The sequence below is a fragment of the Pseudonocardia sp. genome, assembly GCF_050250275.1.
In the GTDB taxonomy this organism is placed as follows: domain Bacteria; phylum Actinomycetota; class Actinomycetes; order Mycobacteriales; family Pseudonocardiaceae; genus Pseudonocardia.
Genome location: NZ_JBFWOY010000020.1, coordinates 1 through 25,452 on the forward strand (window position 1 = coordinate 1; position 25,452 = coordinate 25,452).

25 protein-coding genes and 1 pseudogene are annotated in these 25,452 nt (G+C 72.9%); 18 read left to right on the plus strand and 8 right to left on the minus strand.

Going from position 1 to position 25,452, the window contains the following annotated elements; all coding sequences use genetic code 11:
* From AB7F12_RS18510 to AB7F12_RS18555, 10 genes and pseudogenes are all read left to right on the plus strand, one after another.
* A pseudogene (locus AB7F12_RS18510) lies at window positions 1–182 on the plus strand (CoA transferase); the annotation flags it as partial.
* A gap of 165 nt (window positions 183–347) precedes the next feature.
* Window positions 348–1,523: an acyl-CoA dehydrogenase family protein gene (locus tag AB7F12_RS18515; protein WP_428516660.1), complete on the plus strand. Its 1,176-nt coding sequence runs from the start codon at window positions 348–350 to the stop codon at window positions 1,521–1,523.
* Window positions 1,520–1,702 carry a hypothetical protein gene (locus tag AB7F12_RS18520; protein ID WP_428498485.1) on the plus strand — a complete coding sequence of 61 codons (183 nt, stop codon included), beginning with the start codon at window positions 1,520–1,522 and terminating at the stop codon, window positions 1,700–1,702. Before AB7F12_RS18515 ends, AB7F12_RS18520 begins: the two co-directional genes overlap by 4 nt.
* Complete coding sequence (locus AB7F12_RS18525; protein WP_428498486.1) at window positions 1,699–3,123, plus strand: amidase; 1,425 nt, start codon at window positions 1,699–1,701, stop codon at window positions 3,121–3,123. Before AB7F12_RS18520 ends, AB7F12_RS18525 begins: the two co-directional genes overlap by 4 nt.
* A gap of 25 nt (window positions 3,124–3,148) precedes the next feature.
* Complete coding sequence (locus AB7F12_RS18530; protein WP_428498487.1) at window positions 3,149–4,543, plus strand: MmgE/PrpD family protein; 1,395 nt, start codon at window positions 3,149–3,151, stop codon at window positions 4,541–4,543.
* Window positions 4,536–5,561, plus strand: a complete 1,026-nt coding sequence (locus tag AB7F12_RS18535; RefSeq protein WP_428498488.1) for an LLM class flavin-dependent oxidoreductase — start codon at window positions 4,536–4,538, stop codon at window positions 5,559–5,561. Before AB7F12_RS18530 ends, AB7F12_RS18535 begins: the two co-directional genes overlap by 8 nt.
* A gap of 1 nt (window position 5,562) precedes the next feature.
* Window positions 5,563–6,615 carry a pyrimidine utilization protein A gene (gene rutA, locus AB7F12_RS18540; protein ID WP_428498489.1) on the plus strand — a complete coding sequence of 351 codons (1,053 nt, stop codon included), beginning with the start codon at window positions 5,563–5,565 and terminating at the stop codon, window positions 6,613–6,615.
* 153 nt (window positions 6,616–6,768) lie between these two features.
* Window positions 6,769–8,232 carry a peptide MFS transporter gene (locus AB7F12_RS18545; protein WP_428498490.1) on the plus strand — a complete coding sequence of 488 codons (1,464 nt, stop codon included), beginning with the start codon at window positions 6,769–6,771 and terminating at the stop codon, window positions 8,230–8,232.
* Window positions 8,233–8,280: 48 nt separating this feature from the next.
* On the plus strand, window positions 8,281–8,859 hold the full coding sequence (locus AB7F12_RS18550) for a TerD family protein (protein WP_428498491.1): 579 nt from the start codon (window positions 8,281–8,283) through the stop codon (window positions 8,857–8,859).
* Window positions 8,860–8,885: 26 nt separating this feature from the next.
* The gene (locus AB7F12_RS18555; protein WP_428498492.1) at window positions 8,886–9,536 is read left to right on the plus strand and encodes a PspA/IM30 family protein; all 651 of its coding nucleotides are present in this window, start codon (window positions 8,886–8,888) and stop codon (window positions 9,534–9,536) included.
* A gap of 7 nt (window positions 9,537–9,543) precedes the next feature.
* Here the strand turns inward: AB7F12_RS18555 and AB7F12_RS18560 are convergent, their stop codons facing one another.
* Both AB7F12_RS18560 and AB7F12_RS18565 read right to left on the minus strand, forming a co-directional pair.
* The gene (locus AB7F12_RS18560; protein WP_428498493.1) at window positions 9,544–10,758 is read right to left on the minus strand and encodes a hypothetical protein; all 1,215 of its coding nucleotides are present in this window, start codon (window positions 10,756–10,758) and stop codon (window positions 9,544–9,546) included.
* 46 nt (window positions 10,759–10,804) lie between these two features.
* Window positions 10,805–11,272, minus strand: coding sequence for a DUF1772 domain-containing protein (locus AB7F12_RS18565; protein ID WP_428498494.1), 468 nt, complete (start codon window positions 11,270–11,272; stop codon window positions 10,805–10,807).
* Window positions 11,273–11,419: 147 nt separating this feature from the next.
* Between AB7F12_RS18565 and AB7F12_RS18570 the strand changes: the two genes are divergently transcribed.
* Window positions 11,420–11,896, plus strand: a complete 477-nt coding sequence (locus AB7F12_RS18570; RefSeq protein ID WP_428498495.1) for a bifunctional nuclease family protein — start codon at window positions 11,420–11,422, stop codon at window positions 11,894–11,896.
* Here the strand turns inward: AB7F12_RS18570 and AB7F12_RS18575 are convergent.
* Window positions 11,886–12,083, minus strand: a complete 198-nt coding sequence (locus tag AB7F12_RS18575) for a hypothetical protein (RefSeq protein ID WP_428498496.1) — start codon at window positions 12,081–12,083, stop codon at window positions 11,886–11,888. The two genes, AB7F12_RS18570 and AB7F12_RS18575, sit on opposite strands and share 11 nt — an antisense overlap.
* Before the next feature lie 222 nt (window positions 12,084–12,305).
* Window positions 12,306–14,186, minus strand: a complete 1,881-nt coding sequence (locus AB7F12_RS18580) for an ABC transporter ATP-binding protein (RefSeq protein ID WP_428498497.1) — start codon at window positions 14,184–14,186, stop codon at window positions 12,306–12,308.
* A gap of 168 nt (window positions 14,187–14,354) precedes the next feature.
* Here AB7F12_RS18580 and AB7F12_RS18585 point away from each other — a divergent pair, with 168 nt between their 5' ends.
* Together AB7F12_RS18585 and AB7F12_RS18590 are read left to right on the plus strand one after the other, a co-directional pair.
* Entirely contained in the window at window positions 14,355–15,029 is a 675-nt protein-coding gene (locus tag AB7F12_RS18585; RefSeq protein ID WP_428498498.1) for a YczE/YyaS/YitT family protein, read from the plus strand.
* Entirely contained in the window at window positions 15,026–15,376 is a 351-nt protein-coding gene (locus tag AB7F12_RS18590) for a VOC family protein (RefSeq protein WP_428498499.1), read from the plus strand. Before AB7F12_RS18585 ends, AB7F12_RS18590 begins: the two co-directional genes overlap by 4 nt.
* 80 nt (window positions 15,377–15,456) lie before the next feature.
* Here AB7F12_RS18590 and AB7F12_RS18595 read toward each other — a convergent pair whose 3' ends face one another.
* From AB7F12_RS18595 to AB7F12_RS18605, 3 genes are all read right to left on the minus strand, one after another.
* A complete protein-coding gene (locus AB7F12_RS18595; RefSeq protein ID WP_428498500.1) occupies window positions 15,457–16,116 on the minus strand; it encodes a PASTA domain-containing protein in 660 nt (219 codons plus the stop codon).
* Between the two features lie 95 nt (window positions 16,117–16,211).
* A complete protein-coding gene (locus AB7F12_RS18600) occupies window positions 16,212–16,889 on the minus strand; it encodes a VC0807 family protein (protein ID WP_428498501.1) in 678 nt (225 codons plus the stop codon).
* A 1-nt stretch (window position 16,890) separates the two neighbouring features.
* Window positions 16,891–18,264, minus strand: a complete 1,374-nt coding sequence (locus AB7F12_RS18605; protein ID WP_428498502.1) for a carotenoid oxygenase family protein — start codon at window positions 18,262–18,264, stop codon at window positions 16,891–16,893.
* Window positions 18,265–18,375: 111 nt separating this feature from the next.
* Here AB7F12_RS18605 and AB7F12_RS18610 point away from each other — a divergent pair, with 111 nt between their 5' ends.
* Window positions 18,376–18,909: a PadR family transcriptional regulator gene (locus AB7F12_RS18610; protein ID WP_428498503.1), complete on the plus strand. Its 534-nt coding sequence runs from the start codon at window positions 18,376–18,378 to the stop codon at window positions 18,907–18,909.
* Between the two features lie 64 nt (window positions 18,910–18,973).
* Here AB7F12_RS18610 and AB7F12_RS18615 read toward each other — a convergent pair whose 3' ends face one another.
* Complete coding sequence (locus AB7F12_RS18615) at window positions 18,974–20,248, minus strand: multidrug effflux MFS transporter (RefSeq protein ID WP_428498504.1); 1,275 nt, start codon at window positions 20,246–20,248, stop codon at window positions 18,974–18,976.
* A 192-nt stretch (window positions 20,249–20,440) separates the two neighbouring features.
* On the opposite strand from AB7F12_RS18615, the gene AB7F12_RS18620 reads away from it, so the two are divergent.
* From AB7F12_RS18620 to AB7F12_RS18635, 4 genes are all read left to right on the plus strand, one after another.
* Window positions 20,441–22,072 carry an SDR family oxidoreductase gene (locus AB7F12_RS18620; protein ID WP_428498505.1) on the plus strand — a complete coding sequence of 544 codons (1,632 nt, stop codon included), beginning with the start codon at window positions 20,441–20,443 and terminating at the stop codon, window positions 22,070–22,072.
* A gap of 11 nt (window positions 22,073–22,083) precedes the next feature.
* Window positions 22,084–23,238 carry a pyridoxal phosphate-dependent aminotransferase gene (locus tag AB7F12_RS18625; RefSeq protein ID WP_428498506.1) on the plus strand — a complete coding sequence of 385 codons (1,155 nt, stop codon included), beginning with the start codon at window positions 22,084–22,086 and terminating at the stop codon, window positions 23,236–23,238.
* A gap of 4 nt (window positions 23,239–23,242) precedes the next feature.
* The gene (locus AB7F12_RS18630) at window positions 23,243–24,355 is read left to right on the plus strand and encodes a glycosyltransferase (protein ID WP_428498507.1); all 1,113 of its coding nucleotides are present in this window, start codon (window positions 23,243–23,245) and stop codon (window positions 24,353–24,355) included.
* Between the two features lie 145 nt (window positions 24,356–24,500).
* Complete coding sequence (locus AB7F12_RS18635) at window positions 24,501–25,430, plus strand: NADP-dependent oxidoreductase (protein ID WP_428498508.1); 930 nt, start codon at window positions 24,501–24,503, stop codon at window positions 25,428–25,430.
* Window positions 25,431–25,452 lie beyond the last annotated feature (22 nt).

Consider the following 25,452-nt stretch of genomic DNA (forward strand, 5'->3'; position numbering starts at 1 on the left):
GGTTCGGGACGGTGCGGTCGCTGCGCTCGGCGGTGCGGGTGGGTGCGCCGGGTGAGGATCGTGTCCCGACTCGCGCGGCCCCGGCGATGGGTGAGCACACCGATGCGGTGCTGCGCGGCCTCGGTTACGACGACGACCGGATCGCGGCGCTGCGCCGGTCCGGCGCACTAGGGGGTCCCTGATGGATCGCTCGCCGCGGTCTCGGCGCCCGGACGGCCCCTGGCGGCGTTGTCGCCGGGCCCAAGTACGACCCGGTATTCGGGCCCGGCTCCGCCTTGCCAGGAGCCGCCCGGATCACCGAGTCCCATCGACGGCGATCCATCAGGCACCCCCAGGAGGCAACTGAGATGGATTTCGGGCTCAACGACGAGCAGCGGCTGTTCCGGCAGACGTTGCGTGAGTTCGTGGACCGGGAGATCGTGCCGGTCGCGCGGGAGTGGGAACGCGAGGGCCGCTACCCGACGGAGATCGTCGCCGGGATGCGCGATCTGGGGCTGTTCGGGTTGGTCATCCCGGAGGAGTACGGCGGCCTGGGTGCGGACAACGTGAGCTTCGCGTTGACGTTCGAGGAGATCTCGCGGGGCTGGATGGGCGTCGCCGGCATTTTGGGCAGTCATTCGGTGTCGAGTTGGATGCTGGCCCATCACGGCACGGAGGAGCAGAAACGCCGCTACCTGCCGGAGCTGGCGACGGGGGAGCGGCGCACGGGGATCGCGCTGACCGAGCCCGGTGCGGGTACGGACCTGCAGGGCATCACGACCGTCGCCAAGAGAGACGGTGGCGGTGATGACGCGGACTACATCGTCAACGGCACCAAGATGTGGATCACGAACGCGCGTCATGCCGATCCGCTGCCGGTGCTGGTGAAGACCGACCCGGCGGCGTCGCCCGCGCACCGGGGGATGTCGATCCTGCTGGTGGAGGCCTCGTCGGAGGGTTTCGAGGTGACCGCGGACATCGGCAAGCTCGGCTACAAGGGCACCGAGTCGTGCGAGGTGGTGCTCACCGATGTGCGGGTCCCGGCGTCCCAGCTCCTCGGTGGGGTCGAGGGCCGCGGGCTGCAGCAGGCGCTGTCGGCGCTGGAGACCGGGCGGATCAACATCGCGGCCCGCAGTGTCGGGGTCGCGCAGCGGGCTTATGACGAAGCGTTGTCGTATGCGCGGGAGCGGACCGCGTTCGGCGGGCCGATCGGGGATTTCCAGGCGATCCAGCTGCGGCTGGCGGAGATGGCGGTGGCGCTGCAGTCGGCGCGGTTGATGACGTACTGGGCGGCGTCGCGGATGGATGAGGGTGTTCGGATGGACACCGAGTCGGGGATGGCGAAGATCGCGGCGTCGGAGGCGGCGCTGTCATGCGCGATGGACGCCATGCGCATCCACGGCGGGTATGGCTACTCCACCGAGTTCGAGGTGGAGCGGCTCTACCGGGATGCCCCGTTGATGTCGATCGGTGAGGGCACCAACGACGTGCTGCGCACGGTCGTGGCGAAGTCGTTGCTGGCGGGCAAGGCCGTGATCAGGTGACCCCGGCGGAGCTCGCCGAGCGTCTCGGCTACCACCTCGACGACGCGCAGGTCGCCGACATGGTCGCGGCGGTGGAGGCGGCCGAGCCCGCCGCGGCCCGGCTGCGCGCCGACCCGCCGCTGGACGACGGCTGGCCCGTCGACCCCGCGCACGGCGACGCGTGGCTGCGCGCGCGATGAACGGTGACACCCACGACCTGCTGGACTCCTACCGCGCAGGGGCGGATCCGCGGTCGGTCGTCGCCGACTCGCTCGCGCGGCTCCGGGTCGTCCACGACGCGCTGAACACCACGATCGCCTTCCTCGACGACCGCGCCCACGCCGCCGCCGAGGAGTCCGCCCGGCACTGGGCCGACGGCACCGCCCGCCCGTTGGAGGGCGTCCCGTTCGCGGTGAAGGACGTCATCGACGTCGAGGGCGTGCCGACGACCGGCGGCTCCTGGGTGTCCGACGACGCGCCCAAGGCCCGCAGCGCCGAGGTCGTGCGCCGGCTGGAGGCGGCGGGGGCGATCGCCGTCAGCAAGGACACGACGACGGAGTTCGCCGTCGGCGGCCCGAACCCGCCGCGGTTCGGCACGACCCGCAACCCGTGGGACCCCACGCGATGGGCGGGCGGCTCGTCGATGGGGACGGCGGCGTCGGTCGCGGCGCGGGCGGTGCCGTTCGGGCTGGGCACCGACGTCGGCGGCTCGGTGCGGCTGCCGTCGGCCTGGTGCGGGCTCACCGGGCTCAAGCCGACGAGCGGGGCGATCCCGCGGACCGGCGTCGTCCCGCTGTCGTGGACCGCCGAGACCGTCGGCCCCTTGTGCCGCAGCGCCCGCGACGTCGAGCTGCTGTTCGGTCTGCTGCGCGGACCGGACGGGGTCGACCCTCGCGCGACCGCGTTGCCGCCCTTCCTCCCGGAGCCCGGTGACGACCTCAGTGGCGTCCGGGTCGCCGTCGTCGGCGGGTACCTGACGGAGATGTGCGACGGCGCGGTCCGGGACGGCATCGGCCTCCTCGCACGGACCCTCGCCGAGGCCGGCGCGGAGATCGTCGAGGCCACGATCCCGTCGGCGGAAGAAGTCCTCGCGATCGGCTACCGGATCGTGTGGGTCGAGGCCGCGACCGTGCACCGGGTCAACGCCGCCCGCTGGGCGGAGTACGACCCGGTGCTGGTGTCGCGGATCAGCCAGGGCATCGCGACGCCCGCCGTCGACTACCTGCTGGCCCAGCAGTTCCGGGTCCGGCTGCAGCGCGAGCTCGACGACGTCTTCGCCCGCGCCGACCTGGTCCTCGTCCCGACGTGTCCCTCGACGGCGCCGCGGCTGCCCGAGGCGACGGTCGTCGTCGACGGGGAGGAGTTCCCGCTCTACGCGGCGCAGTCACGCTCGACGATGCTCGGGAACCTCACGGGCGCACCGGGTCTCGCCGTGCCGACGGGCTTCGCCCCCGACGGGCTGCCCGTGTCGGCACAGCTCATGGCTCCACCGCACGGGGAGGCCGTGGCGCTGCACGCGGCACGGGTCTTCCAGTCCCTGACGGCGCACCACCTGGCGACGCCTTCCCTCCGCAAATCGTCCGACGTATGTTCGGGCGTGAGCGGCACCACACCCGACTGACGTGACTCAACTCGGAGGTACTGCTGTGAGCATCGAGAGCCAGGTCCGCACGACGATGTCCGGCCGGGTCGCGGAGTTCGGCGCGAGGTTGGAGTACGCCGACATCCCGGCCGAGGTCCTCGACCGTGCACGTCATCTCGTCCTCGACGCCGTCGGGCTCGCGTTCGCCTCGACGGCCTACAGCTACCCGGCCGTCGCCCGCGACGCGTTGTCGGCGTTGACGAAGGGCGACCATCCCGTCATCGGCATGTCCGACCGGCTCGACCCGCGCGACGCGGCCGTCCTGAACGGCGTGCTGATCCACGGTCTCGACTTCGACGACACCCACATCCCCGCCGTCACCCACGTGACGGCCGCGGCCCTGCCCGCCGCGCTGTCGGCGGCGACCGTCGCCGGGGCGTCGACGAAGGACCTCCTCACCGCCTACGTGCTCGCCGTCGAGGTGTCGGCGCGCGTCGGGATCGGCGGTTCACCCGGGTTCCACGACGTCGGCTACCACCCGACGGGTGTCGCCGGTGCGTTCGGGGCGGCGGTGGCCGCGGGCAAGCTCGGCGGTCTCGACGCCGACGGGCTCGTCGCCGCACAGGGCATCGTCGGCTCGATGGCCGCGGGGGTCATGGAGTTCCTGCAGGACGGGTCGTGGACCAAGCGGCAGCACCCGGGCTGGGCCGCGATGTCCGGGATCACCGCGGCGAGCTTCGCCCGCTTCGGCTGGGTCGGTCCGCCCGCGGTCTACGAGGGCCGGTTCGGGCTGTACAACACCCACCTCGCCGGCCGTGAGACCGACCCGGGCGCCGTCGCCGCCGGCCTCGGAACCGACTGGGAGCTGCTGCGCACGGCCGTCAAGCCCTACCCGATCTGCCACTTCATCCACGCGTTCGCCGACGCGGCCCTGGACCTGCGCGCCGAGCACGGCCTGCGGGTCGGCGACATCGCCGCGATCCGCTGCCGCATCCACCCCGTGCCGGGGAAGGTCGTGTGCGAGCCGGCCGAGGCGAAATGGGAGCCCCGCAGCGACTACGACGCCAAGTTCAGCCTCCCGTTCGTGGTGTCCGCGGCGTTGTCGCGCGGCCGGTTCGGGCTGGCCGAGCTGGCCGACGAGGCGCTGGCCGACCGGGAGATCCTCGACCTCGCCCGCAAGGTCACCGTCACCCCCGACGAGGAGAGCGCCTTCCCGCGCGCCTACTCCGGCCACGTCGAGATCGAGCTGACCGACGGCCGTGTGCTCACCCGCCGCGAGCAGGTCAACCGCGGCCACGACGAGCGCCCGCTCACCAACGACGAGATCGCCGCCAAGTTCGCCGAGTCGATGGCGCTGGTCACCGACTCCGCCGTGGCCGACCGGGTCCGGACCGCCGTCCTCGGCCTCGGCACCGACGACGGCTCGGCACGCGACTTCGCGGAGGCCGTCCGTGGCTGACGGCTGCTCCGCGGGCATCTTCCTGTCCCACCAGCGAGACCCCGGCAAGGACCCACGTGTTGCCCTCGACGAGCAGCTGACCCTGGTCCGCGCGACCCGCGACCTTGGCTACGACTCTGTCTTCGCGGGCCAGCACCACCTCGCGGAGTCGCTCGCACACATCCAGCCCCTGCCGTGGCTGGCCCGGCTCACCGCCGAGGCCGGCGACATGCGCGTCGGCATCGGGATCCACCTCCTCGCGCTGCACAACCCCGTCGACACCGCCGAGAACTACGCGGGCCTCGACATCGTCTGCGGTGGGCGGCTGACCTTCGGCGTCGGGCTGGGCTACCGCGACGTCGAGTACGACGCGTTCGGCATCGGGCGCGAGGGCCGCGTGCGCCGGTTCGAGGAGAACCTGCGGATCGTCGAGGCGCTGTGGGCGGGCGAGGAGGTCCACGCCGACCTGCCCTGGTGCCGGCTCGACGGCGTCCGCGCCACGATGCGGCCCGTCGGGAAGCCGCCGATCTGGATGGCCGCCAACAGCGACAAGGCCGTCCGCCGCGCCGCCCGGCTGTCGGACACCTGGATGATCAACCCGCACGCCACGGCGACGACGGTCCGGCGGCAGCTGGAGATCTTCAACGAGGAACGGGCAGGCGCCGGGCGCGGACCGGCGACCGAGCTGCCCCTGATGCGGGAGATCTTCTGCGCGCCGACGCGGGAGAAGGCGGTGGAGCTCGCCGGTCCGCACCTGGCCAGGAAGTACGCCGTCTACGCGGACTGGGGCCAGGACAAGGTCATGCCCGACAAGGAGTCCTTCCGCGTCGCCTACGACGAACTGTCCGACGACAGGTTCGTGATCGGTACGCCCGACGACTGTCTCGAGGCCCTGCTGCCGTGGCGGGAGCTGGGCGTCGACCATTTCCTCTTCCGCACCGACTGGGCCGGAACGCCCGTCGCCGACGCACTGGGCTCCGTCGAGCTGCTCGCCAAGGAAGTCGTCCCCGCCCTGCGCGCTTCTGTGAAAGGCAACTGACATGGACTTCGGAGTCTTCATCCCGATCGGCAACAACGGTTGGCTGATCTCTGAGAACGCCCCGCAGTACATGCCGACGTTCGACCTCAACAGACGCATCGTCCAGGAGGCCGAGCGGCAGGGGTTCGCCTTCGCGCTCTCGATGATCAAGCTGCGCGGGTTCGGTGGGAAGACCGAGTTCTGGGACCACAACCTCGAGTCGTTCACGCTCATGGCCGGCCTCGCCGCCGTCACCGAGCGGATCAAGCTCTACGCCTCGACGGCCGTCCTCACCCTGCCACCGGCATTGGTGGCGCGCATGGCGTCGACGATCGACTCCATCGCCCCCGGCCGCTTCGGGATCAACATCGTGTCCGGCTGGGCGTCGGGCGAGTACGAGCAGATGGGGCTGTGGCCCGGCGACGAGCACTTCGGTCAGCGCTACGACTACTCCACCGAGTACGTGACCGTGCTGCGCGACCTCTTCGAGAAGGGCCGCTGCGACCTCGACGGGCAGTTCTTCACGATGAAGGACTGCGTCCTCTCGCCGCGACCGTCCGCGCACGTCGACATCGTGTGCGCGGGGCAGTCCGAGCGCGGGATGCGGTTCTGCGCCGAGTACGGCGACTACAACTTCATCCTGAATCCGGGCGTCAACGACCCCGAGACCTATCGCGAACCGACGCAGCGTCTCGCAGGGTTCGCCCGCGACGCCGGCCGCGACGTCGGCTCCCTGCCGCTGTTCATGGCGATCATGGCCGACACCGACGAGGAGGCCCAGGCCAAGTGGGCCTCCTACAACGCCGGTGCCGACGCCGGCGCGCTCGGTTACATGTCCGACGAGGGCGGCAAGGACGTCTCCGCCGACGGCTCCGGCACCGCCCGGACGATCAACCTCCCCGAGGGCGCGGTCAACTTCAACATGGCGACGCTCGTCGGCTCCCCGGAGACCATCGCCCGCCAGGTCGATCTCGTCGCCGGGATGCCCGGGGTCAAGGGCATGATGTTCACCTTCGACGACTTCGAGAAGGGCGTGCACGACTTCGGCGAGAAGGTCATGCCGCTGCTGGGCTGAGCCCGGCGCCGCTCCTCCGCCCGCCGGACCCTTTGCGAACGAACGGCCCGTTCGCGCGATCGGGTCGCGTCGCCGTGCCGTTCGTACAACAAGGCGGGTGCACCTGCGCCGCAGCCGTAGCGCCGCGCGCCGGTCCAGGTGCACTGTGATCGCGTGAGCGACGTCGCCGAACGCCCGACTCGTCCGGAGCGGACCTTCTTCGGGCAGCCCCCCACCTTGGCGAGCCTGTTCGGCGTCGAGATGTGGGAACGATTCTCGTTCTACGGGATGCAGGGCATCCTGCTGATCTACCTCTACTACTCCGTCGCGGACGGCGGGCTCGGAATCGACCAGGGTGTCGCGACGGGCATCGTCGGCGCCTACGGCGGCCTGGTCTACCTGTCGACGATCCTGGGTGCCTGGATCGCCGACCGGGTCGCCGGCCCCGAGCGGGTGCTGTTCTACGCCGCGGTCGTCGTCATGGTCGGGCACATCGCGCTGTCGGTCCTGCCGGGCCTGCTGGGCGTGGGCGTGGGCCTGGTGCTGATCGCCGTCGGCAGCGGCGGGGTGAAGGCGACGGCCACCAGCCTCGTCGGGACCCTCTACGCGACCGACGACCCGCGCCGCGACGCCGGGTTCTCGCTGTTCTACCTGGGCATCAACCTGGGTGCGCTCGTCGGGCCGCTGCTCACCGGCCTGCTGCAGAGCACCGCCGGGTTCCACTGGGGCTTCGGCCTCGCCGCCGTCGGGATGGCGCTGGGGCTGATCCAGTACACCTTCGGGCGGCGGCACCTGCCCGCCGGTGCGCGCGAGGTGCCCTCGCCGCTGTCCTCGCGGGAGCGGACGGTCGCGATCGCCGCGGCCGTCGGGGTCGGCGCCGTCATCCTGGTGCTGGCGCTGACCGGGGTGCTCGCCGCCGACCGGCTCGACCTCATCGTCATCGGGGTGACGATCGTGGCCGCGGTCGCCTACTTCGCGCTGCTGCTCACGAGCCGCAAGGTGAACCAGGTCGAGCGCAGGCGGGTACTGGCCTTCATCCCGCTGTTCATCACGAGCGCCGCGTTCTGGTCGCTGTACCAGCAGCAGTTCACGGTGCTGACGATCTACTCCGACACCCGGCTCGACCGCAACCTGTTCGGCTGGGAGATGCCGGTGGCGTGGGTGCAGTCGATCAACCCCGTCTTCATCATCGTCCTGTCCGGCGTGTTCACCGTGCTCTGGACGAAGCTGGGCGACCGGGCCCCGTCGACGCCGATCAAGTTCGCGCTGGGCGTCGCGCTGGTGGGCGTCGCCTTCCTGCTGTTCCTGCCGATGGCGGGCGGGGGCCCGAACAGCGCGCCGCTGCTGGGCATCGTCGGCATCCTGTTCGTGTTCACCCTCGGCGAGCTGCTGCTCTCGCCCGTCGGACTGTCGGTGTCGACGAAGCTGGCCCCGGAGGCGTACCGGACGCAGATGGTCGCGCTGTTCTTCCTGTCCATCGCGCTGGGCACGGCGCTGTCGGGAACGCTGGCCGGCTACTACGACGCCCAGAACGAGGTGGCGTACTTCGGCATACTCGGTGCTGTGGCGATCGGGGTGGGGCTCCTGCTGCTGGCGATCACCCCTCTCGTCCGTCGCCTCATGAGTGGCGTCCGATAGGGAATACTCGGGGTGGGATCGTCCGGCTAGCGGAAGGTGGACCGGTTCGTGAGTGTGAGCCTTGCCAAGGGTGGGAACGTCAGCCTCTCGAAGGAGGCCCCGGGTCTCACGGCCGTACTGGTCGGCCTGGGCTGGGATGCCCGGGTGACCACGGGGCACGACTTCGACCTCGACGCCTCCGCGCTGGCGTGCGGCGCCTCAGGGCGCGTGCTGTCGGATCAGCACTTCGTGTTCTTCAACAACCTGGTGAGCCCGGACGGCACGATCGAGCACACCGGCGACAACCTGACCGGCGACGGTGACGGTGACGACGAGGCGATCAAGATCGACCTCGCGAAGGTGTCGCCCGACGTCGCGAAGATCGTCTTCCCCGTGAGCATCTACGACGCCGACGCCCGGCTGCAGAACTTCGGCCAGGTCTCCAACGCGTTCATCCGCGTGGTGAACCAGGACAACGGCGTCGAGATCGCCCGCTACGACCTCACCGAGGACGCCTCCACCGAGACCGCGATGATCTTCGGCGAGGTCTACCGCCACAACGGCGACTGGAAGTTGCGTGCCGTCGGCCAGGGCTACGCGTCCGGGCTCGCGGGCATCGCGCGGGACTACGGCGTCAACGTGGGCTGACCCGGCCGGCGGCGGGGGGACCCGGGATGGTGCTCAGACGGATCTTCGGCGGCGGGCGTGAGCCCGAGCCGCCACCGCCGCCCGATCCTCGCCGTCAGCTGGAGGACGCGGTCGCCCGCCGGGTCGAGGAGCATGCGGCGGCGCGGCTGGGGATGGCGGAGGTGGCCACCGGCCGCCGACGGCTGGAGCTGCTGATCGCGCGCTACCGCACCGAGATCGCGGAGCTCGACGAGGCGGCCCGCGAACAGCTGCGCGCCGGTCGCGAGGACGAGGCGCGCCGGCTGCTGGTGCGCCAGGCCGGGCTGGCCGAGCAGATCGAGGGGCTCACCGCGCACCGCGACCAGATCGCCGACCAGCTCGTGCAGATGCGGGAGATGACGGCCCGGCTGCGCGACGACCTCGACCGCATGGAGGCCGAGAAGGCGACGGTGCTGGCGACGTTGTCGGCGGCCGAGGCGCAGGAGCGTGCGGCGGCGGCGCTCGCGTCGTCACCGGGCGCCGACAGCGACCCGGCCGCCCTGCTGGCCCGCACCCGTGACCAGGCCGAGGCGCTGTCGTACCGGGCGGGTGCCGACGCGGAGGTGGCCGCGGCGTCGGCGCGCGGGCGTGGCGCGGCGAGGCCGGGGGCGCCCGACTCGGTCGAGCAGCGCCTCGGGGAGATGCGCGGCGAGCGCTGACGAGCGCTCAGCCCGCGGCGATCCGTTCGCGGACGCGGGTGACGGAGTCCTGCGCGCCGCGCGCCACGGCGTCGAGCTCCTGCAGGTAGGACCAGTAGTCGGGGTGCGTGGCCGCGAGCAGCTCGGGGGCGCGGTCGAGCCGGGCGGCCAGGGCGTCCAGCGTCGGGATCTCGTGGGCGACGCGCTGACCGGTGTCGACGACGAGCCGTTGCGCGTCGCGCAGGGTGAACCGCGCCTTGTCGAGGCGGCCCTGCGGGTCGGCGCGGACCTCGTCGAGCATCCGCAGCCGGTCGGCGACGGCGGTGAGGACCTGCTCGGCGCTGTCGAGCGAGGTCCGCGCGGTGTCGACCTCGCAGGTGGCGCGGGCCCAGTCGTCGGCACCCATGGCGGTCTCGGCGGCGGCGAGCGCGCGGCGGCCCGTGGTGACGGCACCGGCGACCTCGTCGCCGGCCCGTTCCAGCCCGGCCGAGCAGGCGAGGGAGTAGCTGCGGCGCAGGATGGACAGCTTGTCGGGCAACGACTCCGCACGCCCCTCGATACCCGCCGCGCGCGTCGCGAGCGAGCGGACGCGCTTGGGCAGGTCGGTGCGGACGCGCTCGGCGCGTTCGGCCGCGGTGACCACCTCGCGGGCCGCGGCCTCGACCCCGCCCCACGCGGTGACGGCGGCCTGCCCGATGCCCAGCGTTCCCGCGTCGGCGGCCTGCGCGCGGACCGCGGCGAGCGCGGCGTCGAGCTCCGCGGGCGCGAGGCCCGCGGCCCGCGCCCGTTCGACGGCCGCGCCGGCCTCGTCGACGGCGACGACCGCGGCCCGGGCGGCGGCGTCGCGCTTCTCCGACGCCGCGGCCAGCTTCGCCAGCGCGCCCTGGTGGCGCTGGTGGTAGCGGACGGCCATCGGCGTGGCGCGTTCCAATGAGGCCCGCACCTGGGTGAACTCCCGGGCTGCCGCGGCGAGCGCGGCATGGTTCGCCTGCGGGTCCCGGATCGTGGTCTGGTGGGTGTCGACCGCCGTGATCCAGTCGACGACCGCCGCGTTCGCCGCCTTGCACGACGAGTCGAGGTCGGCGCGGATCGCGGCCTCACGCCGCGGCTCCAGCGCGACGAGCGCGTCGGCGGCCTCACGGGCCGACAGCTCGGCCTCGTCGAGGGCGAGGAAGGCGTCGGCGGCGGAACGGTAGGCCGAGTCGGCGGCGTCGCGCACCGAACCGGCGGGGGACCGCGTCATCGGTGCTCCCTCCCGTCCCGGCCGATCCTCATGGTCAGCTTAGGCGTCAGCCGAGGACCAGCAGGACTGTCGCGACCGTCGAGGTCAACGCGCGCACGTGGTTCCACCGCGTCCAGGGCCCGGCGAAGCGCTCCCACGCGGTGACGATCTCCGGACCGTCGGGGTCGGCGCGGTCGAGCGCGTTGTTCAGCGGGACGTTCACCGCCGCGGTCACGAGGTACGCGCCGGCGAGCAGCAGCAGTGCCCCGACGAGCCGCAGCGGTGTCCCGGTGATCCCGGTCGTCGCCGCGACGGTCACGGCCAGCACCGCGGTACCGCCGAACAGCAGACCGAACACCGGGTTGAGGATCGCCCGGTTGATCTGCTGCATCACGGCCGCGGCCCGGGCCGCGGGCAGCCGGGTGAGCGCCGGCATCACCGAGATCGAGAACGTCACGAACAGCCCGGCCACCAGCCCGGACCCGACCACGGCGGCGACCGCGACGACGTCGAGCACACCGTTCCCCGTAGTCACGTCCCCATCCTGCCCGAAAAGCCGGGATCCCCTGCGGTCTCAGAATGATCCATCCGCTGGCCGTGGCGTCCCCGGTGCACGAAACTGTGCGATCCGAGCGCCGACGACCGGTCCGGCGCCTCTCACCCGGAGGTGACCATGCGCGCAATGCGGGTGCTGAGGCTGGTGGTGCACGCGCCGAGCAGGCAGCCGGTGCTGCTGCTCGGGGAGGTGGAGGGGGACCGCTGTGTCCCGGTGTTCCTCCGCGGACCGCAGGCGGAGGTCATCGCCTTCGGTGTCCGCAACGACTCGCAGCCGCCGCTGACCCAGGACATGATCGTGCCGATCGTCGAGGGGCTGGGGCGGCGGATCGAGGGCGTCGAGATCACCGAGCTGTCCAGCGGCACCTTCAGTGCCGACGTGGTGTTCGACGGCGACACCCGGGTCCCGGCCCGGCCGAGCGACGCGCTGTCGCTCGCCGTCCGCGACTCGCTGCCGATCGGGATGGCGGAGGCCATCCTGGACGAGGTCGGCCAGCCGATCTCGGCGCTGTTCCCCGATGGTGGCGACTCCCCGCCCGAGGAGCAGATCCAGGAGTTCCGCGAGTTCATCGACGAGGTCTCGCCGGAGGACTTCAAGGACTGAGCAGGGTCCTGCACCACATGTCGGTGAGGTGGGCGACGAACCGTTCGGTCGTCCAGCCCCGCTCGCGCACCAGCAGCAGCCAGTACTCGACCGCGTTGGTGCTCCACACGATGTCGGCGACGGTGTCGTCGTCGAGGTCGGGCCGCAGCTCGCCGGTGGCGCGCAGGTCGGCGGCTCGCTCCTGCACCTCTGCGTCCGCCGCCCGGACGGCGGCCTGCGCTACATCGATGTCTGGACCGACCGGGAGGCCTGCGCCCGCGCCTTCGACGAGCGCATCCACCCCGCCGTCGACCGCGCCTTCGGCGGTGCCCGGCCGGGCGTCGAACCGACCGTCGACCGGCTCGACGTCATCGATGCGAGCGGCGCCCTCCTGCCCCTGTGAGGGCGGGGCCGGGCGCCGCTCGCCGGGTCAGGCCGCCGCCGGTGCCGGGTCGGGCTCGTCGGTGAACTGCGTGTGGTGCAGCTCGGCGTAGCGCCCGCCCGCGGCGAGCAGGTCGTCGTGCGTGCCGGTCTCCACGATCCGGCCGTCCTCGACGACCAGGATCCGGTCGGCAGCACGGACCGTCGACAGCCGGTGGGCGATCACGATCGCCGTCCGCCCCTGCAGGGCCTCGCCGAGCGCCTCCTGGACCTGCGCCTCCGACGTCGAGTCCAGGTGCGCGGTCGCCTCGTCGAGCACGACCACCCGGGGCCGGGCGAGCAGCAGCCGCGCGATGGTCAACCGCTGCCGCTCGCCGCCCGAGAGCCGGTACCCACGCTCACCGACGACCGTGTCGAGCCCGTCGGGCAAGCCCGCGACCAGGCCCTCCAGCCGGGCCCGGCGCAGCGCCGCCCACACCTCGGCATCGGTCGCGGCCGGGGCGGCGAACAGCAGGTTCGCCCGGATCGTGTCGTGGAACAGGTGCCCGTCCTGCGTCACGACGCCGACGGTGGCGCGCAGCGAGTCCGCCGACAGTTCCCGCACGTCGACCCCCGCGAGCCGCACCGCGCCGGAGTCCACGTCGTACAGCCGCGGCAGCAGGGACCCGATCGTCGACTTCCCGGCCCCCGACGAGCCCACCACCGCCAGCAGCCGGCCGGGCTCGACCCGGAACGACACGTCGTGCAGCACCTCGACCCCGCCGCGGGTGTCGAGCGTCGCCACGTCCTCGAGCGAGGCCAGCGACACCTGCGACGCGGCCGGGTAACCGAACCGCACCCGGTCGAACTCCACCGACACCGGGCCCTCCGGCACCGGGCGCGCGTCGGCGGCCTCGACGATCAGCGGCGGCAGGTCCAGCACCTCGAACACACGCTCGAAGCTCACCAGCGCGGTCATCACCTCGACCCGGGCGCCGGCCAGCGCGGTCAACGGGGCGTAGAGCCGCGTCAGCAGCAGCGCCAGCGACACCACCGCACCCGCCTCCAGCGTCCCGGCGATCGCCAGCGTCCCGCCCAGGCCGTAGACCAGCGCCAACGCCAGCGCGGACACCACGGTCAGCGCCGTCACGAACACCCACTGCACCATCGCCGTGCGCACCCCGATGTCGCGGACCCGGCTCGCGCGGGCGGCGAAGTCGGCGGACTCGTCGGCGGGGCGGCCGAACAGCTTCACCAGCGTCGCGCCGGGGGCGGAGAACCGTTCGGTCATCTGGGCGGTCATCGCGGCGTTGTGGTCGGCGCCCTCGCGTTGCAACGACGCCAGCCGCCTGCCCATCAGTCGTGCGGGCAGGACGAACACCGGCAGCAGCACCAGGGCCAGCACCGTGACCTGCCACGAGATCTGCAGCATCACCACGAGCGTCAGCGCCAGCGTGACCACGTTGCCGACGACGCCCGACAAGGTGTCGCTGAACGCCCGTTGCGCGCCGAGCACGTCGTTGTCCAACCGGCTGACCAGCGCGCCGGTGCGGGTGCGGGTGAAGAACGCCACCGGCATCCGCTGGACATGGTCGAACACCGAGGTCCGCAGCTGCAGGATCAGGTCCTCGCCGATCGTCGCGGACAGCCTGCGGGTGACCAGGCCGAGACCGGCCTCGGCGACGGCGATGAGCGCGATCAACGCCGCCAGTCCGCCGACGACGCCGGCCGGTCCGCCGCCGACGATCGCGTCGACGACCCGGCCCGCCAGCACCGGCGTCGCCACCGCGAGCACCGCGCCCACGACGCTCAGAGCGGTGAACCACGCCAGCCTGCGCCGGTGGGGCCGCGCGAACGTGGCGATCCGCCGGGCCGTGACGCGCGCCGGGGCCTGCCGTGTCCCGGGGTCGGTCGAGGCGTTGCGCAGGGCCGCCCACGTGTTGATGTCCATGGACGCCGACCGTAGAAGCTGGACCTGGCTTCAGGTCAAGTTGCCCGGCGGACGGCTCGCCACCTGGTGCGGAGTGGCGGTCCCCACCACGAGGGATGGCGCCGCTCACAGGCCATTCGCGCGGGATTGGCCCTGGCCCAGGAGGCCACCGAGGCGCACGATCGGCGGGTGCCACGCCCGGACCTGCGCCCCCTGCCCGTCACACGATCCCCGATCCGCAGGCTCCCGCAGCTGTTCGTCGGCCTCGCGCTCTACGGCACCAGCATGGCGATGCAGGTCCACGCCGGCCTCGGCCTCAACCCGTGGGACGTCCTGCACCAGGGCCTGACCACCAGGTTCCCGCTCAGCTTCGGCGTCATCACCGCGATCACCGGCGTCATCGTCCTGCTCATCTGGATCCCGCTGCGGCAGCGGCCCGGCGTCGGGACGATCGCGAACGTCGTCGTCATCGCGTTCGCCGTCGACATCGCCCTCGCCCTGCTCCCGCAGCCGGCCGGGCCGGCGTGGCGGATCACGATGATGGTCGGCGGCATCGTCCTCAACGGGATCGCGTCGGCCCTCTACATCGGCGCCCGCCTCGGCCCCGGCCCCCGCGACGGCCTCATGACGGGCCTGTCCGCGCGCACCGGACGGTCGATCCGGCTGGTGCGCACCGGGATCGAGGTCGTGGTGCTCGGCACGGGCTGGCTGCTGGGCGGCACCGTCGGTATCGGGACCGTCCTCTACGCGCTGGCGATCGGGCCGCTCACCCAGGCGTTCCTGCCGTTCTTCACCTACCGCACGCCGGTGGAACCGGTCCCGGGGACCCCCGACGCGAACCCGGGGACGACACTGGCGGCGTGAGCACCTCCGGCCTCGCCAGGGCGATCGTCTCGGTCACCGACCTCGACACCGCGCTGCGGTTCTACCGCGACGTCCTCGGCCTGTCCGTGACGACACGGACCGGCGACGTGGCATTCCTGCCGATCCCGGGCGGCACCGAGCTGATGCTGCACGAGCGCCCGTCGCGGCCCAGCGACGCGGCAGTGGCGCTGAGCTTCGCCGTCGGCGACGTCGACGCCCTCACCGGCGCCGCGGTCAGCGCCGGCTGCGGGGTCCTCGACGCTCCTGCCGACCAGCCCTGGGGTGAGCGGCAGGCCGTCCTCACCGACCCGGACGGGCACGTCGTCTGCCTGGTGAGCCGCCGCTGACCCCGGTTGGGCCCGGAACCGCACGAACGGCCCTTTCGCGCAACCGAGCTGCGGGAAGGGCCGTTCGTGCAATGTGGGGATCAGCCGACGGCCTGCTGCGAACCCAGCGCCTCGTCGGGCCACTCGCGCTCGGCGAGCGGAGTGGGCTTCGGGCGGCGCGGCTCCCGGACGCCCGAACCCCCACCGCGTTCGGTCCACAGCGTCACCGCGGTACCGATGGGCACCTTCGCCCCGTGGTCGGGGTTCTGGCCCGACACGACGAGCTGCCCGAGCTGCAGCACCGCGGGCGGCGGGCCGTCGGGATCGGCGGAGACGGCGAGCAGCCCGTGCTCGTCGAGGATGTTGTGGGCCTGCTCGACGGTCTTGCCGACGACGTGCGGCACCCGCACGAACCGTTGCCGCGAGGCCCGGCCGAGGACCCCCCTGCGCGTCGCCGTCTCGGGCACCGCGGCCGCCGTGGGCGGGTCGGTGTCGAGGTCGCGCCAGCGTTCCCAGGCCGACTGCCTGCTGACGCCCAGCTTCGTCGCGATCTCCGCCCACGACAGCCCGCGCCGCCGCGCGCTGCGCACGGCCTCGAGCTCGGTCTCGTCGAGCAGCCGCCGCAGCAACCCGACGTCGCCCAGGGCGACCAGCGGGTCGCGCTCCGCGTCGTCGGGGACCGGTTTCCCGTCGGGGTACCAGAACGCGAGCCGTTCCCAGGCGCGCCTGCCGTCGCGCCACGGCCCCTTGTCCTTGCTCATGTCGCCTCCCGGTGTCAAGGCGTCCTGACGCCTGACGTCAGGCTACCCTGACGCGGCCCCGCGGCGCCCCCACGCCGTTCCCGCACGACGGGGGGTCAGGCCGCCTTGCGCGCCCTGGCCTGCGCGCGCCGGACGTACCAGACGTTCCAGGCCAGCAGCAGCGCCATGGCGCCGATGAACATGAGCTCGCCCAGGCCGACCATCACGCTGACCGGCAACAGGTAGACCAGCGGGATGCGGATCAGGGCCTCCGCGAGCAGGCCCGCGCCCCACACGGTCGAGGAGACGCGGTGCCCGCGACGCACGTTCGGGTCGGTGCGGAACTCCTCGGCCAGCTCGGCGCGCCTGCGCGGGGTGAACGACTCGGCGGCGGCGAGCGTCAGCGGGCGGGGCCCGAAGGCCGTCGCCAGGAACGTGATGCCGACGGCCCCGGTGACGATCGAGTTCTTCAGCAGGAGGAAGTGCTCGTCGCCGCTGGTCAGGGTCAGCGCGAGGCTGAGGCCGAACACGACGAGCATGACGGTGGCGAACAGGTTGAGCGAGCGGTGCCGCACCACCGAGCCGACGACGCGGGTGGCGGCGACGAGGGCGGCGACCAGCAGGGCGACGTAGTCGCCGACGCCGAACAGGTGCAGCACGTAGTAGGTGACGACGGGCAGTGCGAGGTCGAGGCCCAGGCCGCGCAGCATGGGTCCGACGGGCATGTCGGTGCCGGCCGGCCGCTTCTCCGGCTCGGTCACGGCGGTCTCCTCGACGATGGATGCGGGGCGCATGTCAGTCCCCGACGGATGCGTCGTCGATCCAGGAGCCGTGGAACCCGGCGGGGACGCCGCGGGGAAGGGTCACGGTGGCGACGGGTGCGGCGGCGACGTCGGTGGCGTCGAGGACGAGCAGGTCGGACGCCGTGCCGTCGCGGGTGGTGGTGATGGTGAGCAGCCAGCCGTCGTCCTCGGCGCGCCCGGGCGCGGCGGAGGGTACGAAGACCGCCTCGCCCGCAACGGTTCCGGTGCCCAGCGCGTGCTCGGTGACGGTGCCCGCGTCGAGGTCGATCTTGACGATGCCTGCTGTCCCGCGCTCCTGGGACACGGCGTAGCGGTAACGCGCGCCGCGGCCGACGAGCGCGTCGTCGACGGTGGGGAACTCGACGGCACGGTCGTCGAGGGCGGTCTCGGTGGCCTTGCCGGTGGCGGGGTCGAGGACCCAGCGGTGGTAGCGGGCGGCGCCGGTGGCAGCGGCGTCGGCGGCGAGGCCGGACGGGTCGGAGCCGAGGTCGTCCCACATGGCGACGGTGTCGGCGGGTGAGTACCGGGCGCCGTCGACGACGATGCGACCGGAGGCGTCGGTGTGGGCGTTGCCGACGTGGAAGACGTAGCCGGGGTCGACGTCGAACCAGGTGACGACGCCGGGAGTGGTGAGCGGCATGACGCCGATGCGGGCGCCGTAGGCCTCGTCGTAGCCGTAGGGCATGCCCGTGGCGAGCCGCTCGAAGGAGAAGGTCATCGGCAGGTCGAGGAAGACGGCGTGGGAGTCGGTGATGGCGAAGTCGTGCATCATCGTCGGCCCGGGGACCTCGATCTCGGCGCTCACGCAGAGCTCGCCGGACGCGGTGAGCCGGTGGTAGGTGACGAACGGCGGCATGACGCCGTAGCCGAAGAAGTGCAGTTCGCCGGTCGCGGGGTCGACCTTGGGGTGGGCGGTCATCGCGGTGGTGAGGCGGCCGTCGAAGTCGCAGGGGCCGACCGTCGCGAGGTCGGGTGTGACGACCGTCGGGAAGCTGCTCTCGACGAGTGCCATGATCCGGCCGGCGTGTTCGACGACGTGGGTGTTGGCGACGCCGACGCTGCGGTCGAACGTCCCGTCGGGGCCGACCATGGTGGCGCCCTCGAGGGCCTTGGTGCGGACCCAGCGGTTGCGGTACCACTCGGCGCGGCCGTCGCGCAGGCGGATGCCGTGGAGCATGCCGTGGCCGGTGAACCAGTGCCGGGCAGCTTCGCCGGGGCGTGGGTTGGGCCCGTTGCGGAAGTAGCGGCCGGTGAGCTCGGGCGGGAGTGTGCCCTCGACGGGCAGGTCGTGAGCCTCGATCTCGTCGGGGACGGGGGCCAGGTAGCCCTCGAGGGTGACGCTCGCTGCGGTGGTGGTGTCGGTCATCGTGTCCTCCTCGGCCGTGCGCTGTCGACGAGAGTGAACCTGTCAGAAATGACATGTCAAGGGTTCAGCTGAAAATTCCGACATGTCGAATCTGACATGTATGGTGACGTCATGTCGCTGACGCACGCGCTGCTCGGACTACTGGCCGTCCAGCCGCGGTCGGGCTACGAGCTGACCAAGGCGTTCGAGACCGACCTGGGCCGCTACGCCTGGCAGGCCGGGCACACGAGCATCTACCCCGAACTGGGCAAACTCGCCGACCGCGGGCTCGTCGAGGTCACCGCCGAGGGCGCACGCGGCAGCAAGACCTACACGGTGACCGACGCCGGCCGCGCCGAGCTGCGCACCTGGCTCATGTCCCCGCCCACACGGCAGGGCAAGGTCCGCAACGAACAGGTGCTGCGCATGTTCATGCTGTCGGCGCTCGACCCGGCCGACGCCGTCGTGGTCCTGGAGCGCATCGCCGAGTCCACGGCCCAGCAGGCCGACGTGCTGCGCGCCATCCGCGAGGAGGCCGGGCCCGTGGAACCGGGACCGGACGGGTTCGGTCAGCTCGCCGCGGAGTACGGCCTGCGGCAGTTCGAAGCCGTCCACACCTGGGCGCAGTGGGCCATCGAGCAGCTCAGGGCCCCGGCCCGCACCTGACGCACGCGGCGAGCGGGGTCGTGAGTGGCCACAGCCGCCTGGCGACCACAGCCACCCACAGGTGTCAGGCGGCCTCGGGCGCGGGCACGTCGTCGTCGACCGCGGCGGCCACCGGGGCGGGGGACTCCTCGATGTCGGGCAGGGTCCACGGCCGCACCACCACGAGCAGCACCACCAGGGCCACCACCATCCCGCCCGCGACGACCGTCGTCATCGCCAGCGCATCGTTGCCCAGGGCCCCGACCAGCGGCGACACCGCGGCGCCCACACCGAACTGCACCGCGCCCAACAGGGCCGCCGCGGTCCCGGCCGCCTCGCCGTGCGCCGACAGCGCCACCGCGGGCGCATTGGGCAGCATCACGCCCGCAGCCGCCAGCACCGCCCACATCGGGATCAGCAGGCCGACGAGCCCGCCGGCGCCCGTCGCGCCCACCGCGATCAGGACCAGGCCCGCCAGGGTCCCGACGACGGCTGCGCCCGACAGGATCTGGCGCGGCTCCCACCGGCGCAGCAGCACCGGGTTGAACTGCGTACCCGCGATCAGCCAGACCGCGCCGGCGCCGAACACCAGGCCGAACGTCTGCTGACCGAGCCCGAACTGCTCCTGGTAGACGAACGAGGCGCCCGAGACGTAGCCGAACAGCGCCGCCATCGTGAAGCCCGCGACGAGCACCAGGCCGACGAACACGCGGTCGCGCAGCAGGCCGGCGTAGGTGCGGAAGGTGGCACCGATGCGGGCGCTGCGCCGGCGCTCCACGGGCAGCGTCTCCGGCAGCACCTTCCACGCCAGCGGCAGCAGCAACGCCGCGTAGACCGCGAGCACCACGAACACGCCGCGCCAGTCGGTGAAGTTCAGGACGCCGCCGCCGATCGTCGGCGCGAGCACCGGCGCGGCGCCCATCACGAGCATCAGCCGGGACAGCAGGTTGGCCGCGTCACGGCCGAAGTAGAGGTCACGCACGATCGCCAACGCAACGACGGCACCGGCAGCGGCACCGACGCCCTGCAGCACCCGCAGCACGCCCAGGATCTCGATGTTCGGTGCGACGAGGACGAGCAACGACGCGACGAGGTGCAGCAGCGCTCCGGCGAACAACGGCCGGCGACGGCCCACCGCGTCCGACAGCGGACCGATGAACAGCTGGCCCAGGGCGAGCCCGGTGAGCGTGCCGGTGAGGGTGAGCTGGACGAGGCTCTCGGAGGCGATCAGCTCGTCACTGATCTGCGGGAGCGCCGGAAGGTACATGTCGATGGTGAGCGGACCCAGGGCGACGAAGGCGCCGAGCAGCAGTGCGAGGCGCAACCGTCCCGGTGCGGCGGTTCGGGAGGTGTCGGTCACGGACAACTGCAACATTCGGGAACGAGTGATGGTTCCCCGATGTCGGTCATGTGACCGGTTGCACCCTTCGGCCCTCGCCGGGCATCCCGCGGCCACGGGCACCACCCGTCGCTGCCCGGCCCCGCCGACGTCGCGACCGCCCTGGTCCTGATCGCCGGGCCGGGTGCCGCGCCGCCCTCCTAGGCTGGCGCCATGGTCGACGAGGTCACGACGTCCGACGGTCTGCGGCTCGCGGTACGGGAGCACGGCGACCCCTCGAACCCGACGGTCGTCGCCGTCCACGGCTACCCCGACGACCGGCACGTGTGGGACGACGTGGTCGCCGACCTCGCGATGGACCACCACGTCGTCACCTACGACGTGCGGGGTGCCGGGGAGTCGGACGCGCCGCGGCGGCGCGACGCCTACCGGGTCGACCGGCTCGCCGCCGACCTCGCCGCGGTGATCGACGCGGTCAGCCCCGGCGCGCCCGTGCACCTGCTCGCGCACGACTGGGGCTCGGTGCAGTCGTGGCACCTCGTCACCGACCCCGACTTCCGCGACCGGCTGCTGTCGTACACGTCGATCTCCGGGCCGTGCCTCGACCACATCGGACGCTGGTTCCGCACCGCCTCGGCGCGAGACCGGCGCCGGCAGGCCCGCAAGTCCTGGTACATCTCGTTCTTCCGGCTCCCGGTGGTGCCCGTCCTGGCCTGGCGCAGCGGGATCCTCGGGGCGGTGCTGGCGCGCCGGGAGCGGATCGCGCCACCGTCGACCAGGACCGCCGTCAACGGGCTGGAGCTCTACCGCGCCAACATCGGCGACCGGGTGCGCTCGCCGCAGCGCCGCGTCACGTCCGTGCCGACGCAGGTCCTCGCCCCGCGCGGCGACGCCTACGTCGGGCCGTCCCTGGCCCGCTCCGCCGAGACCTTCGCCGAGACCCTGTGGGTGCGGGAGGTCACCGGGACGCACTGGCTGCCGCGGACGCGCCCCGACGTCGTCGCCCGGGCGGTGCGGGACATCTCGTCCTACGTCGGCGGCGGCCCGGCGCCCGCCCGCTCCCGCAAGGTCGTCGTCGTCACCGGGGCCGGCAGCGGCATCGGCCGGGAGACGGCGAAGGCGTTCGCGGCGCGCGGGGCGTTCGTCGTGGGTGCCGACATCGACCTCGCCGCCGCCTCCGCGACCGCCGCGTCCACGCAGGGCGCCGCCTACGAGGTGGACGTCGCCGACGCGGATGCCGTCGCCGCATTCGCGAAGACGGTCGCGAGCGAGCACGGCGTGCCCGACGTCGTCGTGAACAACGCCGGCATCGGCATGGCCGGACCCTTCACCGCGACCACGGAGGAGGAGTGGCGGCGGATCGTCGACGTCAACCTGTGGGGTGTCGTCCACGGTTGCCGCGCGTTCGCGCCCCTGATGCGGCAGCGCGGGGAGGGCGGTTCGATCGTCAACGTCGCGTCCGCGGCCGCGTTCCTGCCGCACCGCTCGATGAGCGCGTACGCGACGACCAAGGCCGCCGTCCTCGCGCTGTCGCAGAGCCTGCGCGCCGAGCTGGCCGACGACGACATCGGCGTCACCGCGCTCTGCCCGGGCTTCGTGCACACCGCCATCACCACATCGGCCCGGTTCGCCGGGCAGGACCCCGCGACCGAGCAGCTCAGCCGCGACGCCGCCACCCAGGCCTACCGCAGGCGCAACTACACCCCCGACCGCGTCGCGAAGAAGCTCGTGCGGGCCGTCGAGAAGGACCTGGCCCTGGCGCCCGTGACCGCAGAAGCGCACGTCGGGCTGCTGTTGTCCCGTCTTGCACCCGGCGTCGTGCGAGCGGTGGCCCGGCGCGGCTAACCTCGGTGACCATGCTGGTCGAGCGCATGACGCCCTTCACCTCGACGATCTTCGCCGAGATCACCCAGCTCGCGGTCGACACCGGTGCGATCAACCTCGGCCAGGGTTTCCCCGACACCGACGGCCCCGAGAGCCTGCTCGCCGACGCCGCCGCGAACATCATGGGCGGGGTCAACCAGTACCCGCCGGGCCCGGGCGTCCCGGCGCTGCGCGAGGCCGTCGCCGCGCACCAGAAGCGGTTCTACGGCCTCGACGTCGACCCGGCCGACGTCCTCGTCACCGTCGGTGCGACCGAGGCGATCGCGTCCGCGGTCCTGTCGCTGTGCACGACGGGTGACGAGGTGATCGCGTTCGAGCCGTACTACGACTCCTACCCGGCGATGACCGCGCTGTCGGGTGCGACCCTGCGCACCGTCCCGCTGCGCGCCCCCGACTTCGCGTTCGACCCCGACGAACTGCGCGCCGCGTTCTCCTCCCGTACCCGGATGGTCCTGCTCAACTCCCCGCACAACCCGACGGGCGCGGTGTTCGACCGCGAGCAGCTCCAGCTGATCGCCGACCTCGCCACCGAGCACGACGCGATCGTCGTCTCCGACGAGGTCTACGAGCACATGACCTTCGACGTCGCGCACATCCCCATCGCCACCCTGCCCGGGATGGCCGGGCGGACGCTGACGATCTCGTCGGCGGGCAAGACGTTCTCGGTGACCGGCTGGAAGATCGGCTGGATCCACGGCCCCTCGGAGCTGGTGGCGGCCACCCGCGCGGTCAAGCAGTTCCTCAGCTACACCGCGGGCGCGCCCCTGCAGCCGGCCGTGGCCGCAGCACTCGCGCTGCCCGACGAGTTCTACACGGAGATCGCGACGTCGTTGCGCGGCAAGCGGGAGCTGCTCTCGGCGGGGCTGAAGGCGGCGGGCTTCACCGTCTACCAGCCACGCGGGACGTACTTCATCGTGGTCGACGGGCGCCCCCTCGGTTTCGACGACGGCTACAAGCTGGCCTACGACCTGCCCGCACTGTGCGGGGTCGCGGCCGTCCCGGTGTCGGTGTTCGCGTCGTCGCCGGAGGGCGTCGAGGCGACTCGGTCGCTGGTGCGGTTCGCCTTCTGCAAGCGCGACGAGGTCCTCACCGAGGCCGTCGGACGTCTGGCGGATCTGAGGGGCTGACCGGGTGCGCATCCTGGTCGTCGCCGCACCGTTGGTCGGGCACCTGCTGCCCATGCTGCCCCTGGCGCGGACGGTCGCGGAGCTGGGCCACGAGGTGGTGATCGCCTCGGGTGGCGACGCCGTCGCCCGCGACCTCGGCGGCCTGCCCGCCGTGGACGTCGCCCAGGACGTGTCGTTCGCCCGCTGCGCCGCCCGGACGATGCTCGCCCACCCGCGGCTGGCCCGCCGCGAGCTGGCCGGGCAGGCGGGGACCGACGTCGTCGGCCTGCTGTTCGGAGCCGTCAACGAGGCCCTCGCCGACGCGGTCGTCGCCGTCGCCGGGGCGTTCGAACCCGAGATCGTGGTTCACGAGCCGCTCGCGCCGGCGGGGGCGCTGGCCGCCGCGCGGCTCGGGGTGCCCGCCGTGCTGCAGGAGAACTCCCTCCACGACGGGCCGTCGCTGGTCGCCGCGGTGGTTCGCAGCCCGCTGTTCCGCCGGGCGCTGCGCCGCCACGGCCTGCTCGACGAGCTGCCCCCACCCGTCGACGTCCTCACGATCGCGCCGCCGAGCGTCGTCGGCGTCCGCGGCGGCCGGCCGATGCGCGCGGTCCCCGACGACGGCGCCGGCCTGCCCGACTGGCTCACCGAGCCGACCGCGCGGCCCCGCATCCTGGTGAGCCGCTCGACGGTCGCCGGACCAGGTGGTGGCGACCCCATGGCCGCCGTCGTCGCCGCGGCCCCCGACGTCGACGCCGAGATCGTCCTGGTCCGGCCCGCCGACCGGCTGAACCGGAAATTGTTGCCGCCCAACGTTCGGACCGTCGGCTGGGTGCCGCTGTCGGCGGCGCTGCCCCACGCCGCAGCGGTGGTGCACCACGGTGGGGCGGGCACCGTCCTCACCGCGCTGGCGACGGGGACGCCGCAGCTCGTCGTGCCGGGCCCCGGCGACCGCCGGTTCAACGCCGACCTCGTCGCCCGTCGCGGCGCCGGCCTCGCGGTGGCGGCCCGCGCGATCACCGCGGCATCGTTGACGGCGCTGGTCGCCGACACCGGCCTGCGCGACGCCGCCTGCGAGGTGCGCACGGAGATCGCGGCGATGCCGGACCCGTCGGAAGCGCTGCGCGCGTGTGAGTGGTAATAGCCGAGGACCGTGAGGTTGCGCGCGTAGAACCGGGCGCAACCTCACGGCTGTCGGAGGGGCCTCGCGACAGCAACCAGGTTGCGCATCGGGTTCCTGCGCCCGTCGCCAAGCCGTGTGCCGCCCGGCGGGGTAGGACAGGGGCATGGCGACGACCGAGACATTCCGTGCCTACGGCTTCAGCGCCGTGGGCGGCCCGGAGAACCAGCTGTTCCTCGACCTGCCGATCCCCGTGCCCGGGCCGGCGGAGCTGCTGGTCGAGGTCCGAGCCGCGGGGGTCAACCCAGCCGACTGGAAGTCGCGATCCGGCGGGCCCGGGCCCGTGCCGACGGAGTTCCCCGCCGTCCTCGGACGTGAGGTGTCAGGGGTCGTGCGGGCGGTCGGGCAGGACGTCGAGGGCTTCGCGGTCGGCGACGAGGTGTTCGGCTCCACCGCGCCCGGCTCCGGCGGGTACGGGGAGTACAGCCTGCTGTGGGCGGAGTCGTCGGCCCCCAAACCCCCGCAGGTCTCCTGGACCGATGCGGCCGCGCTGCCCGTCGCCGTCTGCACCGCCTACGACGGCATCGTGTCCCTCGGCCTCGGCGAAGGGGCGACGTTGCTGGTCAACGGCATCGGCGGCGGCGTCGGGGTGGCGGCGGCGCAGCTGGCCCGCAACGGCGGGGTCGCGGTCGTCGGTACGGCGAGCGAGGGCAAGCGGGAACTCGTCGAGTCGCTGGGGGCGACGCTCGTCGGGTACGGGCCGGGTGTGGCGGGGCGGGTGCGGGAGCTGCTGCCCGACGGCGTCGACGCGGTGTTCGACATGGTCGGCGGCGACGCGCTGCGGGAGGTCGCGGAGCTGGTGAAGGACCGCGCGAACCTGATCAGCATCGCCGACAAGGGCCTGGTCAAGGAGCTGGGCGGGCGTGACGTCGAGCGCCGCCGCACGACCGCCGTCTACTCCGAGGTGGCCGCGCTGGTCGCCGACGGGTCGCTGTCGCCGCACGTGACCGATGTCCGCCCCCTGGACGAGGCTGCGCAGGCGCTGGCCGCGGTCGAGTCGGGTCACGCGATGGGCAAGGTCGTCCTGCGGGTGTAGCGGCGCCGGTACTGTCCGCGGC